At 71.3% G+C, this 16,642-nt stretch carries 13 protein-coding genes; 7 read left to right on the forward strand and 6 right to left on the reverse strand.

What is annotated here, in order from left to right; genetic code table 11:
* Positions 1-116: 116 nt before the first annotated feature.
* Entirely contained in the window at positions 117-1,142 is a 1,026-nt protein-coding gene (locus tag ACFSC0_RS19785) for a DUF4917 family protein (protein WP_377281682.1), read from the reverse strand.
* A gap of 210 nt (positions 1,143-1,352) precedes the next feature.
* Here ACFSC0_RS19785 and ACFSC0_RS19790 point away from each other — a divergent pair, with 210 nt between their 5' ends.
* The 3 genes from ACFSC0_RS19790 to ACFSC0_RS19800 all read left to right on the forward strand — a co-directional run bounded on the left by ACFSC0_RS19790 (position 1,353) and on the right by ACFSC0_RS19800 (position 3,195).
* Entirely contained in the window at positions 1,353-1,658 is a 306-nt protein-coding gene (locus ACFSC0_RS19790) for a type II toxin-antitoxin system HigB family toxin (RefSeq protein ID WP_377281683.1), read from the forward strand.
* Between the two features lie 54 nt (positions 1,659-1,712).
* Positions 1,713-2,096: a helix-turn-helix domain-containing protein gene (locus ACFSC0_RS19795; protein ID WP_377281684.1), complete on the forward strand. Its 384-nt coding sequence runs from the start codon at positions 1,713-1,715 to the stop codon at positions 2,094-2,096.
* Between the two features lie 196 nt (positions 2,097-2,292).
* Positions 2,293-3,195: a DUF4365 domain-containing protein gene (locus ACFSC0_RS19800; RefSeq protein ID WP_377281685.1), complete on the forward strand. Its 903-nt coding sequence runs from the start codon at positions 2,293-2,295 to the stop codon at positions 3,193-3,195.
* Between the two features lie 283 nt (positions 3,196-3,478).
* Here ACFSC0_RS19800 and ACFSC0_RS19805 read toward each other — a convergent pair whose 3' ends face one another.
* Both ACFSC0_RS19805 and ACFSC0_RS19810 read right to left on the reverse strand, forming a co-directional pair.
* Positions 3,479-5,767, reverse strand: a complete 2,289-nt coding sequence (locus ACFSC0_RS19805) for a P-loop ATPase, Sll1717 family (RefSeq protein WP_377281686.1) — start codon at positions 5,765-5,767, stop codon at positions 3,479-3,481.
* A gap of 194 nt (positions 5,768-5,961) precedes the next feature.
* The gene (locus tag ACFSC0_RS19810) at positions 5,962-6,219 is read right to left on the reverse strand and encodes a helix-turn-helix domain-containing protein (RefSeq protein WP_377281687.1); all 258 of its coding nucleotides are present in this window, start codon (positions 6,217-6,219) and stop codon (positions 5,962-5,964) included.
* 28 nt (positions 6,220-6,247) lie between these two features.
* Between ACFSC0_RS19810 and ACFSC0_RS19815 the strand changes: the two genes are divergently transcribed.
* From ACFSC0_RS19815 to ACFSC0_RS19830, 4 genes are all read left to right on the forward strand, one after another.
* Entirely contained in the window at positions 6,248-6,841 is a 594-nt protein-coding gene (locus ACFSC0_RS19815) for an RNA polymerase sigma factor (protein ID WP_377281688.1), read from the forward strand.
* Positions 6,842-6,857: 16 nt separating this feature from the next.
* Entirely contained in the window at positions 6,858-7,838 is a 981-nt protein-coding gene (locus tag ACFSC0_RS19820) for a FecR family protein (RefSeq protein WP_377281689.1), read from the forward strand.
* 118 nt (positions 7,839-7,956) lie between these two features.
* Positions 7,957-11,031 carry a TonB-dependent receptor domain-containing protein gene (locus ACFSC0_RS19825; RefSeq protein WP_377281690.1) on the forward strand — a complete coding sequence of 1,025 codons (3,075 nt, stop codon included), beginning with the start codon at positions 7,957-7,959 and terminating at the stop codon, positions 11,029-11,031.
* Between the two features lie 4 nt (positions 11,032-11,035).
* Positions 11,036-13,549 carry an alpha/beta hydrolase family protein gene (locus ACFSC0_RS19830; protein ID WP_377281691.1) on the forward strand — a complete coding sequence of 838 codons (2,514 nt, stop codon included), beginning with the start codon at positions 11,036-11,038 and terminating at the stop codon, positions 13,547-13,549.
* On the opposite strand, the gene ACFSC0_RS19835 is transcribed toward ACFSC0_RS19830, so the two are convergent.
* From ACFSC0_RS19835 to ACFSC0_RS19845, 3 genes are all read right to left on the reverse strand, one after another.
* Positions 13,443-15,191 carry an asparagine synthase-related protein gene (locus ACFSC0_RS19835; protein WP_377281692.1) on the reverse strand — a complete coding sequence of 583 codons (1,749 nt, stop codon included), beginning with the start codon at positions 15,189-15,191 and terminating at the stop codon, positions 13,443-13,445. The two genes, ACFSC0_RS19830 and ACFSC0_RS19835, sit on opposite strands and share 107 nt — an antisense overlap.
* Positions 15,188-15,760, reverse strand: a complete 573-nt coding sequence (locus ACFSC0_RS19840; protein WP_377281693.1) for a lasso peptide biosynthesis B2 protein — start codon at positions 15,758-15,760, stop codon at positions 15,188-15,190. The genes ACFSC0_RS19835 and ACFSC0_RS19840 overlap by 4 nt, the downstream gene beginning before the upstream one ends.
* A 236-nt stretch (positions 15,761-15,996) precedes the next feature.
* Complete coding sequence (locus ACFSC0_RS19845; protein ID WP_377281694.1) at positions 15,997-16,641, reverse strand: GntR family transcriptional regulator; 645 nt, start codon at positions 16,639-16,641, stop codon at positions 15,997-15,999.
* Between the last annotated feature and the right edge of the window lies 1 nt (position 16,642).

The following is a 16,642-nucleotide window of genomic DNA, read 5'->3' on the forward strand; positions in this document are numbered from 1 at the left end:
CGTCCGGCGCCGCGTCGAGGGTCGAGCATGCGCCACGAGCGGGCGTTGGGATCGGGTCGTAGAGCGGACGTTCGGGGGCCGTCTCCCCGGCGCTGAAACCCTCCGGTGCCAGCGTGCTAGCGTGAGTTGGCCGGCGGCCCCCAGGCCAGCCCCTTCGTGTCATAGATGGCGACGCTGAGTTGCGGCTTGCCCGCGGCCGCCCTGGCCTCGATCCACGTCTTGGCGATCGCTTTGAACGCCTCGATCTCCTGGGCGCCATAGGCTCCCAGGAAGACCCTCCTGATCTTCCCGCGCTTCACGGCCTCAAAGATATGGTCGTCCTCAAGGCCGAGTCCGTGCCCGAGCGTGAAGAGTGCACGGTCCGGACTCTTGGCTGTGTAACCGAACTTCGTCAGCGCCTCGCGCAGATAGCCATCTCCGGATGGCCGCTTCAGAGTCGAAGCGCCCTCCGACACGAAGATCGGATACGCACCCGCCCTCAGGTGCGCGGCCACTTGGTCGTGCAGCGCGCCTTTGGCGTCACTGTAGCTGAGCTTGCGGACGCCGCGGCCGGCTGGAAACAGGTGGAGCGCCCCATGCAGATAGATGAGGTCCGCGCTCCCGAGCCCCTCGTACTGATCAAGCCGGAACCCGTCGTGTCCCTTGAACAGCTTGTCAGGCTTGTGGCGGCCCCGGTCCGGCGTCACCGCCCACCAGAGCAGCAGGTCGTAGTTGGTGGTGAAGACCCGGCCCGCCAGGCGCCGGCGGTCTCGCGCGCGGCCGATGAAGTTCGTCAGGAACTGCTCGCAGTGTGCCCAGCGCTCCGGGCCAATGGCGGTGCGCCGCGCCGGATGCACGCGATGGACCGCCTCGACGAGGGTGCGCTTCAGAAGGTCGACCTTTGCAAGCGCGTCCGACCTGGTGGCCGCCGACCCGTTGAACGCCTCGGCAAGCCAGTAGCGCATGACAGCTTCGAAGTTGGTGGTCCGCGCGGCGGCGAAGATCGCCCGCACCTCGGCGTCGAGATCGGCTGCTTGGAGCAGGCCGCCGTAGGCGAACGGCGGGTGAGCCGCGATGCTGAACCCGTTGCCCAAGAGAATGTCCCGCGGCTGGGCGTCGCTCTCGGCTAGCGCTTGGTCAAAGGTGACGATGTCGGCGGTCAAGGCTGCTTCCCGCTCCGCATCGCCGCAGCTTAGCCGTCGAGAAGCTTCACGGCACCTGTCGCTTACTTTGTCCGCGGAGACGGCGTCGCGCCAAACAGGAGACATTGGTTCTGGTCCGAAAGCGCGCGCAGGGAAGATCGGACAACTGGCCTGTTCCCAATCATGGAACATTTGTCTTGTTCCCACGTTGGGAACTCGCTATGGTCCTTTATGCATGTGATCTCCCGCAAGGCGTTGCGAGAAGCGGTTCAGCGCCTGCCACCGGCACAGCGTTCGGCCGCCGAGAAGGCTTATTCGGCGTGGTACAGGGTGGCGTCCGATGCCCAGTGGAGCAGCTATGCAGAGGTCAAGTTGACCTTCAACACGGCGGACAACGTCGGCGGCAAGCTGGTGTTCGACATCGGCGGCAACAAACATCGGATCGTTGCGCTGCCAGCGTATAGATCCAAGAGGCTCTACCTGCTCTTCGCCGGTAGCCATAAGGAGTACGACGCGCTCGACGTCGCGAATATGTAACTGGGCTTCGGCCCTCCACATTCACCTCATTGGGGCAGCGCCCCGGAGGCTATAATGATCAACTTTAAAACCGTTCACACGATCAGCTCTGAAGCCGAATACGAAGCCGCCCTGCGGGCGATCCGGCCCTACTTTGACGTCGAGCCAGAAGAAGGCACGCCTGAGGCCGCGAACTTTGAGGCGCTCGCGCTTCTAATCGGCCACTACGAGGAGCGCCAACATCCGATCGCCGCAGCCGACCCAGTCGACGTGCTTCGTCTGTCCATGGAAGCGAACGGCCGAAGCCAGTCGGATCTCGCGGAACTTCTAGGCTCTCGCTCTCGAGCGTCGGAGATCCTGAACAGACATCGTCAGCTCACGCTTGAGCAGATCCGCAAGCTGGCGAAGGAATGGCACATTCCGGCCGGAGCGCTCGTGGGCGAACTGGAGTTAGCCTGACCCAGGGGCCCTGAGGGTTCGGCGAGACCAATTTGTGGGTCAACTAAGCGCCACGACGAGACATCGGGTCGGGGCTGGAGAGCAGACGTTGAGCGGCTTTCCGACGCCGGCGGAATTGGACCTCTTGGGCGGCATCGTGATCTCGCGACCCTTAGCACCCCACAATCGCTAGGGTGCGCGCGGACTGGAGCGCCGAGTGAGATTCGATAACACAGCTGCGCTGGCGGATGAGGGCGTCGCCGCGATTGGCCGCCTGTTCAATCGCCGCCTACGATGGATCTTCCGCGAGGTCGCCAAACGCGACGTCGGCATCGACGCCCAGGTCGAGGTGTGCCGTGACGGGCTCGTCACTTCTCGCCTCCTGGCGCTGCAGATCAAGTCTGGCTCATCCTACTTCCGCGAGCCGTTGGCGAACGGCTGGATTTACCGTGGCGGCCCCGATCACCTCGACTATTTCCTCGCCCATTCGCTCCCGGTGCTGCTGGTGCTCTATGACCCCGAGGAGGAGCGCGCCTGGTGGCAAGAGGTGACCGCCGCAAACGCCCGACGCACCGAGCACGGATGGACCCTCCACATCCCCAGAGCCCAGGAGGTTGAGCCTGAGGCGGCCGACGCCATGGACGCGATTGCCCATACGGTTCCGTCAGGGGAGTGGTCGCGGCTTCCTCGGCTAAAGCGCCTCAGCAGCGCCTCTACGGGCTTAGCGCCGATCTACGAGGTGCTGGCCGCCGCGCGCCGCGAGCTGCAGATCTCGACCTCAACGATCTCGCCCGAGTTCGTGGCGATCCTCGACTTCCTTTCCGTAGAAATCTCGGTGAAGCTGCTGGTGGCTGCCGATGCACGCAGCCGCGAGGCCTTAAAGCTGGCATCGCCCCGCTCGAGGCTCGAGGTCATGCTCACTCGGCAGCCCCTGCACGCCAAGTACTTGATCGTGGATGGCCGGGTGGCGTGGATGAGCTCCGGGAGCCTGACCTGGTCGCTACACCACAACTATGAGGTCCTAGAGCCGATCGACGGGCGCCCCCGGGTGCGGGCCCTGATCCGTGAGTTTGAGGACGTCTGGGCGTCGTCCTGGCCGCTGGCGGACCTGGAGCCCTAGCTCATCGCCGCCGTGGGGTCGCCGCGCCGAGGGTCATCCCGTTTATGGCGGCGTGGGCATCACACACGACACCCTCCAACCGCTCCGACCACTGTTCAACTGCGCCAACAGCTGACATTCACCGAGCGGCACAACGTGGACTCGAGTTCTGATGCGTGCGGAAGGGCTCGACTTGGCCACGAACGCTGACGCGTCGCCTCTAAGGCGCCTGAGACGGACGGCCCTTGCGTCCGCGAGCTAAGCCTTAGGCGCGATTCCACGAGCCGCGATGCGCTCGCTTCAGCTAACCCAGTGCGGCCACCAGCGACGGATGGATCATGAGTTGCGCGTCAGGGTCGGCCGTGATCAGCGCGCCGAGGTATTGCCGCTTGTACCCGCAGTCGAAGATGAACTTGGAGTTGGGGCCGTCCATCACGCCGATGCTGCCGTTCCAGAGCATAATGTCCAGGAGCTTCTCAACCGCCTTGGCGTCGTGGAGACGCTTGCCGACGATGTACTTGAACTTGTGGGCGGTCAGGTCGCCGTTGGCCTGGAGGATTTCGAACAGGAGATCGGAACTATCGGGCACGAGGTCGGCGATCTCGCGATCCAAATCCTCGATCACCTGCCAGCCAAGCTCTTTCAGCGCGGCTTGGTAGTCGGACTCCTCAATCCGGTGCCGTCCGAAGGTGATCGCACGTCGGCGAGCCGTCTCAAAAAGCCTGATCAGGTAGCGCGGCCTCATAAGGCTGCCGTCGACGAGGAAGTCGAGCGCGGGCTTTCCGCCGACATGGGGAGCCGACGCCTGGGCCCACAACTCGTCCCACCGCATGCTGATGCGCGCGCCCGACGTAACGCGGCGCTCGAACATCACCTTCAGCAGGTCGCGATCCGACCATTCGAGGCTCTGAACCGACAGCTTGCCGTAGTCGGCCATGCCCCGGATCAAGAACTCGTAGACGTCACTGCGGACGAAGATCGCCCAACGGAAATCTAACTTGCGCCGCGTGAGCTTGCGCGTGATCTCCTGCATTGACTCGATGAGGCCCACCACGATCAGCGCGTCGTCGTCAGTGAAGCCGCCTGGCGTCCAGAAGCGATCCAGATTGTCGAGCAGGAAGAAGACGAACCCCTTCACGCGAAGGTAGTCTGAGACGGTCTCCCGTAGCTCGTGGACGTCCTGCCCGTAGACAATTTGCAGCACCTCCGAGGAGTTCATGTGTCGGGCTTCGCCGGTCGCCGGGATCGCTGAACGGAAGCGGTCGATGATACCATCGGAAAGCCTGCGCAGCCGTTCCGAGAAGTCGCCCGCGCCGGTGTCGACCCGCGAGGTGAACAGCTTCTCCAGTTTCCTGTATCGCTCTAGTAGGGAAGGGTCTCGATAGGCGCGCGTCTGATCCTTTTCGAGCAGCTTGTAGGCGATCTCCAACCAAAGGACGTATTCCCAGAAAGCGGAGATCACCTCCTTGCGCGCTCCGCGAGCAAGCTGATCGAGGATGAACTCCTTCATTTTCACGAGCTGATACCCGTCCGGGATCAGGTCGATAATAATGTTGTCCTTGTTGGCGCGGGTGCGATCGCGGACCTGAAGGAAGACCGCAGTCTTGCCGCTGCCCTTTCGCCCGACGAGCACATTCGCCTCGCCGTTCAGAGCGCGCTGATACCCCTCGGTTTCCAGAAAATAGTAGGCAAGGCCCGAGGCTTCGTTCTCGGCGGTGGGGTCCCCGCAGGACACCTGCTCCAGAATGCTGGTGGTCGAAGGCTGAGCCTGGACGAAGTCATGCTGGAGGTCGGCGACCTCGTCGCGGAAGTCCCGGATCGCCTTGTCGATGTCCTGATATTGGTACCAGCGCGTGGCTTGGTCCTGGAGGTCCAGCGGCAGTTGCGATTTCTCGTGCGCGAACAGGCGCGCCGGGATGCCACGGCCCCGTGCCAGCCCGAATACGAACGCGGCTCGCTGGTTATTGCGGATGATCTCTTCGCTGTCACCGTCCACCCACGACGCGATCACGCCGTAGGACGACGTCGTCTTCTCGTAGGCTTCCCGCGCATCGAGGCGGCTAATCTCCCACGGATTGAAGTGGCGGTACTTCAGCCGGGCGATCTTCTTGACCGCGCTCGTGATCCGCAGCGACCAGTCGGTCGGGTTGTTCGGCTGCAGCACGAAGACCGGCTGATCGCGGTTCTTCGGCAGATCAGGCCAGGGGGTGGATCGGTCCTGCTTCTTGAGTACCTTCACCAGAGAGGCGTCCAGCGCGTACTCGTCGTGGCCCAACGTGTCCAAGAGCCCGATGTTTTGGATGGCTTTTAGAGGGAAGTGGGTCGAGCGGATAAGTCGTACGGGCTTCCCGAGTCCGATGGCGAGGCCGATCTCGTAGGTGACGTTCGCGTTTACGACTGAAATGTCGGCGACGAAGCTCTCCGCGCGCTCGACCCAACTCTCCACCGACTCGGAAATCGGCGATCCCGAGGTATCGCGCTCCGACCACGGCAACAGCTTGCGGGAATCAGTCGAGGCGGTCTGAGCCGCGGTGCGGATCATGTCGCCGTGGAACTTGTTGCCCGACGCGTAGGCTACGAAGACTTCGATCATGGAACGAGCCGTGGTGCTTCCAACAGCTCACGCTGCTCCGATTCGCGCCAGGAGGTGAGGCCGCGCGCAATAGCGAAGGCGTTTGCTCGAAGTCGGCACGGCCGCGTGATTTGGCGGAGGGGCGCTGAGACGGGAGCGTAGAGCGGACTTGGCCAAGGACCGCTAGGAGTCAGAACCGGATGCTACCTGGCGCGTCAGATGTCGATCTTAGCCGGCAGCTTAGCTTCGATCTCGCGCAGTACTCCGACTGCATCGACGTTCATGGCTCTGCACAGTGCGAAGAACTCAAGCACATCAACTCGACGCTGTGAGTTCTCGATCAGGGAGATGAAACTCTGATCACGGCCAATCGCCTTGGCTACTTGAGCCTGCGTCAAGCCCGATCGTTGCCGAGCCGCCACGAGAGCGTCGACGACGTGTCGATGCGCTCCCGAGAAGACAGACTTCGGCATTGGAGGACCGCCACCGTTGGTGCGGCCCTTGAGCTATACGGAAAATCGTCATATGCAGATTTTCCATATCCGCTGTGGAGACACGCGGGTGCCCCCTGCCCTCTCGATCGCCGAGCCCGACCCCCCGCAGTTCGACGGCGCGCCTCCAGCTGCTCCCAGCGCCGACCTCGCCGACCTCTTCCGCCGCAACCGCCCGTGGCTCCTCGCGCTCCTGAAGCTCCGCGCCCCACGCGACGCCGAAGACCTCCTCCAGGAGACCTTCCTCCGCGCCAGCCGCCACCGCCTCGACGAGATCCGCCGCCCCCGCGCCTGGCTGGCCGCCATCGCCCTCAACCTTGTCCGCGAACAGCACCGCCGCAGCAGCGTCCGCGTCCCGGCCGCGGAGACCGACGGGGCCCTCCCCTACGAAGACGCGGGGTCGGCCGCAGGTCAGGACGAGGCCTTGCTCCTAAAACAGATCATCCTCTCCCTTCCGCCGACTCTGGCCGAGGTGTTCGTCCTCAGCCGGTTCGAGGGCTTGACGTATCCCGAGATCGCGCAACGCTGTGGCGTCTCGACCAAGACGGTCGAGTGGCGGATGTCCAAGGCTCTGGCCATCTGCGCGGCCCGCTTGAAGGACTGAGGCGGCGGCAAAGGCCATGGGAGACGCTCGACGCGAGACCGACCGCGCGCGCCACGAGGCCGCGGACTGGTTCACGCGGCTGAGCCAGCCCTCCGTGACCACCGACGCCCTGCGCGAGTTCCGCGCCTGGCGCAGCGCCCCCGAGAACAGGGCCGCCTACGAGAAGGTCGAGCGGGTCTGGGGCGCCGCCGGCGCCCTGGCCGGCGATCCTGAGGTGATGGCGCTCGGTCAGCGCTCGTCCCGTCGGCGTCAGCGCAGCCGCCGGAGCGGAATGACTGGCTGGACCTGGGTCGCGCCCGCCGCCGCCGCGCTTGCCCTGGCGATCGCCGCCTTCATCGCCTGGAATGTCCGCGCCACGGTCTATGAGAGCGGCGTCGGCGAGCAGCGCGTCGTGCGGCTCGAGGACGGCTCGGTCCTGCGCCTGAACACCGACAGCCGCGCCGTCATCCGCTTCGGCGACGAGGAGCGCCGGATCCAACTCACCCGCGGCGAGGCCCTGTTCGAGGTGGCCCACGAGCGGGCGCGTCCCTTCATCGTGGAGGCCGGAGGCGCCGAGGTGCGGGCCCTCGGCACCCGCTTCGATGTTCGCCGCACGGCGGAAGGCGTCGACGTCGTGCTGCTGCAGGGCGTGGTGCAGGTGCAGTCGGGCGACGACGCTTCGGTCACCCTGAAGCCGAACCAGCGCGTCGCCGTCGCCGGCGCGCAGATCCGGCCGGTCACCACCGCCGACGTCTCCCGGCTCACCAGCTGGACCGACGGCCGCCTCGTCTTCGATGAGACGCCGCTGGCCGAGGCTGTCGCCGAGGTGAACCGCTACTCCGCGCGCAAGGTGCGCCTCGAGGCCGCCGGTATGCAGGGCTCGGCCGTCAGCGGCGCCTTCCGGACGGGCGACGCCGAGGCCTTCGCCGCCGCCGTCGCCGCCATCTTCGACCTGCAGGTCGCCGAGGGCCGTGGCGGCGTCCTCATCCTGAAACGCGCCGTCCCCGACGGCGCCTGAAAGAAAAACCTCCCCACGCGCCAGGGTGTCCCCGCTTCGCCTGCATCTACCCCTCAGAGCCCGGAACATTCGAGGCGCGCCGCAAAGGCGCCCGGCCGGGCCTGGGGGATCGGACGCCGTGAAGAGACCAGCCGCACCACATCGTCACAGGCTCGCCTGCTCGCTCGCCGCCCTGGCCATAGCCGCAGGCCTGGCCGGACCGGCCCTGGCGCAGACGCACGCGCTCGACCTGCCCGCGGGGGACCTGGATAGCGCCCTCTCGGCGCTGGCGGCGCAGACCGGCCAGCAGCTCCTCTACCGCTCCGAACTGGTGGCCGGCCGGCGCAGCCCGCCTGTCGCCGGCCGGCTCACCGCCGAGGAGGCCCTCGCCCGCCTGCTCGCCGGCACGGGCCTGGCCGCGACGCGCGTCGGCCCAGACACCCTGGTGCTCAAGGCCGAGCCGCGCCCGGTCACCGCCCAGGCGAAACGGCCGACCGCCTACGCCGCCGCGCCGGCGCCGGCCGCGGAAGCCGCTCCGCCGGCCGCCGGTCAGGACGCGCCCGGGCCGGTGCGCGCTTCGGCGCCTCCGGCCGACGAGCCCCACCTGCTCGAGGAGGTGCGGGTGACGGGCACGCATATCCGCGGGGCCGGCCAGGGCCCCTCCCCGCTGGTCGTGGTGGACCGCGTGGACCTGGAGCGGTCCGGACACGCCACCGCGGCCGCGGCGCTGCAGGTCCTGCCGCAGGTGTTCGGGGGCGAAAGCACCGAGGCGACCGTCGGCACGCGAGCCGACCGCCAGGGGACCAACGCCTCGTTCGGGACCGGCGTGAACCTCCGCGGTCTGGGGTCCGACGCCACCCTCGTCATGGTGGACGGGCGCCGCACCGCCGGCTCGGGGCTGAAGGGCGACTTCACCGACCTCTCCTCGCTCCCCACCGTCGCCGTCGAGCGCATCGAGCTGCTGCTCGACGGCGCCTCGGCCCTCTACGGCTCGGACGCGGTGGGCGGCGTGGTCAATGTGATCCTGCGGCGCGACTTCGAGGGCCTGGAGCTGCGGGCGCGGTCGGGCGCCGGCCAGGGCGGCTCGGCCGCCGAGGGGCTGGTCGGCCTGGTGGCCGGCCACGGCTGGGCGGGCGGCAGCCTCCTCTTCGCCTACGAGGCCTACCGGCGCGAGGCGCTCAAGGCGTCCGACCGCGCCTTCACCCGCTCGGCGGACCTACGCCCCTACGGCGGGACCGACTGGCGCCAGACCTTCGCCTTCCCCGGCAACATCCTGCGCACCGACCCGGCCACCGGCGCCAGCGTCCCCTACTGGGCCATTCCGCCGGGCCAGGCCGGCGTGGGATTGCGCCCGCAGGACTTCGTCGCCGGCGCGCCCAACCTGGAAGACCCGCAGCTCGGGACCGACATCCTGCCGGAGCAGCGCCGGCAGAGCGCCTTCGTGGCGGTCAAGCAGTCGCTAGGCGAGTCCCTCGAGCTGAGCGGCGACGTCCGCTACAGCGTCCGCCGGGCCGCGGCCGCCTTCGGCGCCTCCACCACCATCCTGACGGTCCGCCCGGCCAACCCCTTCTTCGTCTCGCCCAACGGGGCCGCGTCCAACCAGATCCAGTATTCCTTCTCCGGCGAGCTGCCGAACCCGGTCACCCGGCGCACCGCCGAGAGCCTCTCCGCCTCGCTGGGCGGGCGGCTGCGCCTGCCCGGCGACTGGCAGGCGGACGGCTACGTCGCCTTCGCCGAGGAGATCGGCGAAGGCGGCAACTCGGGGGTGATCAACACGGCCCTGCTCAACGAGGCCCTCGGCAACGTCGCCGACCGACCCGAGACCGGCTTCAGCACCGCCCGCGACGGTTTCTTCAATCCCTACACCGGCCTCGGCGCCAACCCGCCCGGCGTCCTCGCCGCCATCGGCTCCGGCTTCACCCACTCGCGCACCCGCAGCCGGGTGGAGACCGCCAACCTGCAGGCGGACGGCGCCCTCTTCCAGCTGCCCGGCGGCCCGGCGCGGCTCGCCGTCGGCGCCCAGGCGCGCCGGGAAGGCTTCGTCCGCGTGGGCTCCAGCTACACCTCCACCGTCGCCCCGAGCCACCAGCGGCCGGTGGACGCCGAGCGCACCGTGGAGGCGCTGTTCGCCGAGCTGCGGGCCCCGCTCCTCGGCGCCGAACAGGCGCTCGGCGCCCTGGAAGTCTCGGCGGCGGCGCGCTGGGAGCGCTACAGCGACTTCGGCGAGTCCCTCGCCCCCAAGATCGGATTCACCTGGTCGCCGCTGGGCGGGCTGAAGCTTAGGGCCACGTACGGCGAGAGCTTCCGCGCCCCGGCGCTCCAGGAGCTGTTCGACGCCCCGACCAACAATCCGATCCTGTTCAGCGTGGGCGACCACCGGATCCTGGCCCTCGCCCTGCAGGGCGGCAACCCGACGCTCCAGCCCGAGACCGCGACCACCTGGACGGCGGGGTTCGACCTCGAGCCGGCGCCGCTCCCCGGCCTTCGCCTGTCGGCCACCTGGTTCCGGACGCGTTTCAAGGACCGCATCGACCGGCCCGTCTCCCAGAACGTGGCCGGCGCCCTCACCGACCCGCGCTTCACGCCCTTCGTCCGCCTGATCGCTCCGGCCACGAACGCCGCCGACCGCGAGATCATCGCCCGCCTCCTCGCCGACCCTGCGACCACCACCAGCCAGGGCGTCTTCCCGCCGGAGGCCTACGGCGCGGTGGTGGAAATCCGCAACGTCAACACGGGGGCCCTGGAGGTGGAAGGGATCGACGCCCAGGCGACGCTCGCCCGGGACGTGGCCGACGGCCGGCTCAGCCTCTCCCTCAATGCCTCCTGGATCCTCGATTACCGCCAGCAGCTGACGCCGACCGCCACGTGGCAGGCGCTGGCCGGGACCGCGACCTTCCCCGCCGACTTCCGGGCGCGGCTGGCGGCGGACTTCACCCGGGGGCCGTGGAGCCTGGGCCTCGCCGCCAACCACACCTCGGGGTTCGAGGACGGCCGCGGCCGCGACATCGACGCGCTCACCACCCTCGACGCCTACGGCCGGATCACCGGCGCGACGGGCACGCTGTGGGAGGGGCTCACCCTCGCCCTCAACGTCCGCAACCTCTTGGACGCGGACCCGCCCTTCTACGACAACCCGCTCGGCTTCGCCTTCGACCCCTCGGCCCATGACGCGGTCGGCCGGTTCGTCTCGCTCCAGCTGACCCGCCGCTGGTGACCCCGTGCGCCTTCTTCGGCGGCTCGCCGCCCTGGCCGCGGCGTCGCTGACGCTCGCTGCGCCGATCCCACCGGCCGCGCGGCCCTACACCCTGGACGACCATCTCGCCCGCGAGGCGCTCGGCCGGACGGGCGTCTCGGCCGACGGCCGGTGGCTCGTCTGGGAGCGGCGCGGCCCCTACCGCACCGGCGCCCGCTTCGACCACGACCGGTTCAACGACCTCTTCCGCACCCGGCTGGAGGTGACCGACCTCACAGGTCCGCTCGGCCGCCGTCCCCTCGGGCCGCATGCGCCGGGCGCCGGCTACGCCCTCGGCCCGCTCTCCCCCGACGGCGCCCGCGCCGCCGTCTTCCGGCTCGCCGGCGAGGACTGGCGCCTGGGGCTCGCCGACCTTCCGGCCGCCGAGGTGCGCTGGCTGGACGTCGCGCCGGAGATCTCCGACTTCGGCGAGACGCTCATCTGGCGCTCGCCCGGGGAGCTGCTGGTCATCGCCACTGCGGACGCCCGCCCGCCGTTCGCGCTGCGCTGGGTCCGGCCGCAGGCGCAGCTGGCGCGTCGGTGGGCCGAAAACGCCCGCGGCGGCGCGCCCGCCACTGCGGTCGGCAGCGGCCGATACATCGGCCTGCGGCCGCGGGACCCGCCGAAGCGGCTCCTGCGCATCGACGTCCGCTCCGGCGCCGTCCGCGAGCTCCTCCGCGGCGACTTCACCGACCTGGCCCTGTCGCCGGACGGCCGCACCCTCGCCCTCTTCGAAGCCAGCGCCGACATCCCGCTCGCGGCCGGCGAGCCCGTCCAGGGGGAAGCCGGCATCGCCACCCGCCGCCTGCGCCTTCGCCTCCTGGACCTTAAGACCGGCCGCGCCACGCCCGCCGCCCCGGGCTGGGACCTCCTGGCCCACCTGCTCGCCTGGTCCCCCGACAGCCGCGAGCTGCTGGTCTACGGCCGTCAGGGCCGGACCTGGCGGGACGGCCGGCTCCTGCGCGTCGTCCGCCTGACCGGCCGGGCCGCACCGCTGCCAACAACGGGGCTCGAGGTGGTCGCGCGCAGGCGCCCGGAAGCCGTCCGCGCCGGCTGGCTCGCCGGTCAGCCGGTGCTGTGGGCGCGCGGCGCCGAGGGCCGCTGGGACTGGCGCCGCTGGACCGGTTCGGGATGGCGCACCCTGACGGCGGCGGCGCCGGCGCCCGCCACGGCCGCCGCCGTGTCGGGCGGCCGGCTGCTGGCGGTCGCGGGCGGTCGCGCCTGGTCGTTCGGCCCCGCGGGCGAGGCCCGCGCGCTCGCCCCGGAGGCCGCGCCCTTCCCGTTCGGCCCCGGCGGCGTGCCCGGCCGCGCCGATCTGGCGCTGCCCGCCGGAGGCGGCCTCCTGGCGCTCCGCGGAGCCGCGGAAACCCGCGAGCTCGTCCGACTTACGCCCGGCGGCGCGGCCCTCGTCGCCCGCCTGGGCCGCGGCGAGGACCCCGTCGCCGTCGGGCCGGGCGGCGCCCTCCTGCGCCAGGTCGGCGGCGGCGGCCGCGAGGCGTACAGCTGGACCGGCCCGGACGGCCGGCGAACGCCGCTCCTGACGCTCAACGCCCGCCTGGCCGACGTGGAGGCCCCTGACCTCTGCACGGTCGCCCACACGGGCCCTGCGGGCGAGCGGCTGACGAGCTGGCTCGCCCTGCCGCGCGGCCGGCCCGACCCGGCCCCGCTGGTCGTCTGGCCCTATCCCGGCCGGGTCCACCGCGCGCCCCCCGCCGCGCTGGATCCCCGGCGCCTGGGCGAGCTGGCGACGCCGCTGCTGCTGGTCGGCCATGGCTACGCCGTGCTGCTGCCCAGCCTCCCGACACCTGCGGCGCAGGACGGCCCCGCCGACGGGCTCGCCGAACGGATCCTGCAGGCCGTGGACGCGGCGACGGCGGCCCGCTGCGCCGCCGGGCGCGTGGACGCCGCCCGGCTCGGGCTGTGGGGCCATTCCTTCGGCGGCTACGCCGCCCTCGTCGTCGCAGGCCAGACGGACCGCTTCGCGGCCGTCGTCGCCGCCGCCGCGCCCAGCGAGCTGGCCAGCCTTCACGGCGAGTTCGGGCCCAACCGGCGGCTCTCGCCGGAAGAGGGCCTCGCCACCCCCTGGACCGCCGGCTGGGTGGAGAGCCTGCAAGGCGCAATGAGCGCGCCGCCCTGGGACGCTCCCGAGCGCTATCGGCGCAACAGCCCGGTGTTCGCCGCCGGCCAGGTCCGCACGCCGCTGATGATCGTGCACGGAGAGCTCGACGGCTTCCCCCTCGGCCAGGCCGAACTGATGTTCTCGGCCCTCTACCGCCAGGGCAAGGACGCCCAGCTCGTCACCTACTGGGGCGAGGGCCACACCTTCCGCTCCCCCGGCGCCCTCGACGACCTGCACCGGCGCGCCTTCGCCTTCCTGGATTCCCACCTCGGCCTCACCGGCGGGCGGCCGCCGCGTCCGGGATCCGCGCCTGCCAGTGGCGCACCCAGGCCTCGACGGGAACGGCGCGAAGGAGGGCGAGCCCCTCGCCGTCGCGCATGAGGCGCTCGGCCGTGAGCGCCTCGGCGGCCCGGTCCCGATCCAGGACCCCGGCGCTCGCCAGCGCGCCGTCGAGCAGCAGGGGCCGCAGCACGTCGAGGCTGGCGGCCGCCTGGCGGGCGTACAGGGAGGTGAGCGAGCCCTTGGCGCGCCGCACCACGAGCTGCGGCGGCAGCCGGTCCGCAAACGCCTGGCGCGCGAGCCCGCGATCGACGCCGCCGGCGACGTGCGTCCAGGCGGGGATGGCCAGGCACAGCTCCAGCACCGGCTGGCTGAGGAGCGGCTGCAGGACCGGGGCCGTCTCGGCCCGCCGGCTGGGCCCGTAGCCCTCGTGCGCCGCCACCAGCGCGGCGACCTGCAGCCGCTTGCCCGGCGGCAGGCCTTCGGCGTCCGCGAGCCATGGATGCGGCCGCCCGACGCCGGCGCTCCGCGCCTCGGCGCGGAGGAACCGGCTCATCGCCAGCCGAGGCGCGCCCTCGCGCCCCCGCGCCGACGCTAGCAGGACGGACCAGATCGAGCGCCCGAGCCATCGCGCCACGTCCTGCACGAAGGGGTCGAAGGCGTGGGCTATGCCCTTCGCCGCCAGGTAGTCCGCCACCACCTTGGGCGAGGGCGCCTGGAAGAAGGCGGCGTCGCCCCCGCCGCCGCTCAGGATCGCGCCGGCGCCGGTGCGCCGCGCCAGCGCCGCCGTGTCGGCATCGCGGTCAGCGTCGAGGCCTGCGAAGGACGGTCGGACCGCGCCGGACCCCCAGGCCAAGTCCGCGACCCGCCAGGGCCGGGGGCGCTTGACCCGCACCGCGAGCCTCAGCCCCAGCTCCTGGCACAGCGCCTGCGCCCAGGTCCGCTCGTCGCCCTCGGGCCGGTCGCCGGCGTAGTTGAGCGCGAAGCCGTCGGCGCACCGGCCGCCGCCGCCCGCCCAGCCGGCCGCGACGATCGCCGAATCCAGGCCGCCCGACACCTCGACCAGGGCGCGTTCCCGCCCCCTGGAGAGGACGCTCACCGCCTGCGCCACCCGGCCCGCCAGGGCGGCGGCCGCATCGGCGGGCGCCGCCGCGCCCACGAAATCGCTCGGACGCCAGAGGTCCTCCTCGGCCGCCGAGCGGCCCAGGTGCAGGAGCCGGCCCGGCGTCAGCGCCTGCACGCCCCGAAGCGGCGTCTGCGCCAGGGCGGCGAGCGGCCGCTCGAGGCAATCCACGACCGCCGGCCAGTCGAGCGCGATCTCGTCCGGCCAGAGCCTCGCCGGCAGGGGCTCGAACCCCGAGGCCACCACCCACACGCCGGCGCGGCGCCACGCGAACGCCTCCAGCGCGCCCGAGGGATCGCGGAGCGCCGCAGGCGGCGCCCCGCCGGCCCCGGGACTGATCGCGACATAGCGGCCCCAGGCGCCCTCGATGAGGGCGCGGCCCCAGCGCCTTGGCGTCAGGTCCGCATCGGCCTCCGGGACCGCACCGTAGATGTCGCCGACGATCGCCGCCGCGCCGGCGCGGCGAACCGCCAGGGACCAGCGCCCCCAACTCCAGACCCGCAGGCCCGGCGCGCTCGCCCGCGGCGCCAGCTGCGGCTGGGCGTCGAGGGCGCGCACGAGCCCCTCGGCCGCGACGGGTGCGCCCGTCCCCTCCCAGACCAGCGCCACGAAACCGCTCACGCCGAGACCTGGTGGATGACGGCGTAGGGCGCCAGGCGCTCGGGACGGTCGTCGAGGACCACCCGTCCGTGCTGGAGCCAGCAGTGGGCGGCGAAGGGCCAGGTGCGCACGCCCACGACCCACGCGCAGCCGTGGCCGCACCGCTGCAGCAGCCGGGCCAGGACGAAGGAGCGGACGAGGCACTTGCGGGAGATCGGGAGCCAGATGGCGAGGCGGCGGAAGGCGCGCGCGATCCTCAGCACCGCCTCAGGGTCCGCCGGCCCCGCGCGCCGGCGGCGCTCCACCGCGCCCAGCACGCCGGCCAGCCCGCGGCCGGGATAGAGGCGGACAAGGTCGAGCAGGCTGAGGATGAGCGCCAGGCCTTCGACCGGGCGCAGGACGTCCGGACCGGGCGGCAGCGCCTCGAGGTCCGCCGGCGCGCCCGCAGCGGCCGCATCGGCGCTGGCATGGGGCCGGGCGGCGCTCCGCCTTGCGGCCTGCGCACAGTCGTAGCGGTCGGCCGCCAGGTCGAGGATGACCAGATCGTCGCCGATCCACGCCTCTCGGCGGTCGGTGGCGGGTGCGGACACGGGAGAGAGGGAGGCGGCGCGACCCGCGAGGCGCGCCGCCGGGGCCTTACGCTTCGTACGGCCGTTGGTCGATCTCGAGCTCTTCGCCCGTGACGCCGCCGTTGGTGGACGCCTTGGCGCCGCCCAGGGTGATGAGCCGCCGGGCGAAGTCGATGAGCTTCGTCATGTTGACCTCCTCTGGTTCTCGTCGCGGTTGCGACTCGTACATCACGCCACCTCCGGGACGCCTATTCAAACTATAGCGGCGCTATAGCGGGCCGGCCCCCGGCGAGGGCGTCCGCCAGCCGGCCGGCCATCCGCACGCGGCGGGCGTGGAACTGGCGGACCGCCGCCAGACGCTCGCGAGCCCCGCCGCGGTCCGCCGCCGCCAGGCGCGCCCACTCGGCCGTGAGGTCGGGGAGGCAGAGCGGCTCCAACCGCCGCACCGGCGCCAGCTGCAGCTGGAGCCGGCCGAAGGACAGCGCCAGCCGGCGGCCGGCCTGCTCGGCGACCCAGCCGGCGAACAGGCGATCGGCCGCGACCACCGCCGACGCGGCGTCGGCCGGGCGCTCGAGGATCGCCGCCCCCAGGCCGTTGGCCGGCCGGTCGACGTGTGCGCCCTGCAGCGCCGCCTGCAGGTGCGCCTGGCTCAGGCGGTAGAGGTCCGCCACGTCCTGCCCGGCGTAGAGCGGCAGGAAGGCGCCCTCCCCGCGCCGCTCGTCCAGCAGGCCCTCGCCGGCCAGCCGGGCGAGCGCCTCCCGGATCGGGGTCGCGGACAGCCCGAGCTCCCCGGCGAGGTCGGCGGCGGCCAGCCGGGTCCCCGGGGGGTAGGTCCCCGCCGCGAGCCGCCGCCGCAGTTCGGCGAGCGCCAGCTGGAAGGGCTCTCGACGCGTCGCATTCATG

The organism is Phenylobacterium terrae (assembly GCF_042681205.1).
In the GTDB taxonomy this organism is placed as follows: domain Bacteria; phylum Pseudomonadota; class Alphaproteobacteria; order Caulobacterales; family Caulobacteraceae; genus Phenylobacterium; species Phenylobacterium terrae.

Bases quoted from the DNA above. Each gene is read 5' to 3' on its own strand.
- ACFSC0_RS19790 (WP_377281683.1), top strand. From the start codon at position 1,353: ATGCATGTGATCTCCCGCAAGGCGTTGCGAGAAGCGGTTCAGCGCCTG.
- ACFSC0_RS19795 (WP_377281684.1), top strand. From the start codon at position 1,713: ATGATCAACTTTAAAACCGTTCACACGATCAGCTCTGAAGCCGAATAC.
- ACFSC0_RS19805 (WP_377281686.1), bottom strand. From the start codon at position 5,767: ATGATCGAAGTCTTCGTAGCCTACGCGTCGGGCAACAAGTTCCACGGC.
- ACFSC0_RS19810 (WP_377281687.1), bottom strand. From the start codon at position 6,219: ATGCCGAAGTCTGTCTTCTCGGGAGCGCATCGACACGTCGTCGACGCT.
- ACFSC0_RS19820 (WP_377281689.1), top strand. From the start codon at position 6,858: ATGGGAGACGCTCGACGCGAGACCGACCGCGCGCGCCACGAGGCCGCG.
- ACFSC0_RS19845 (WP_377281694.1), bottom strand. From the start codon at position 16,641: ATGAATGCGACGCGTCGAGAGCCCTTCCAGCTGGCGCTCGCCGAACTG.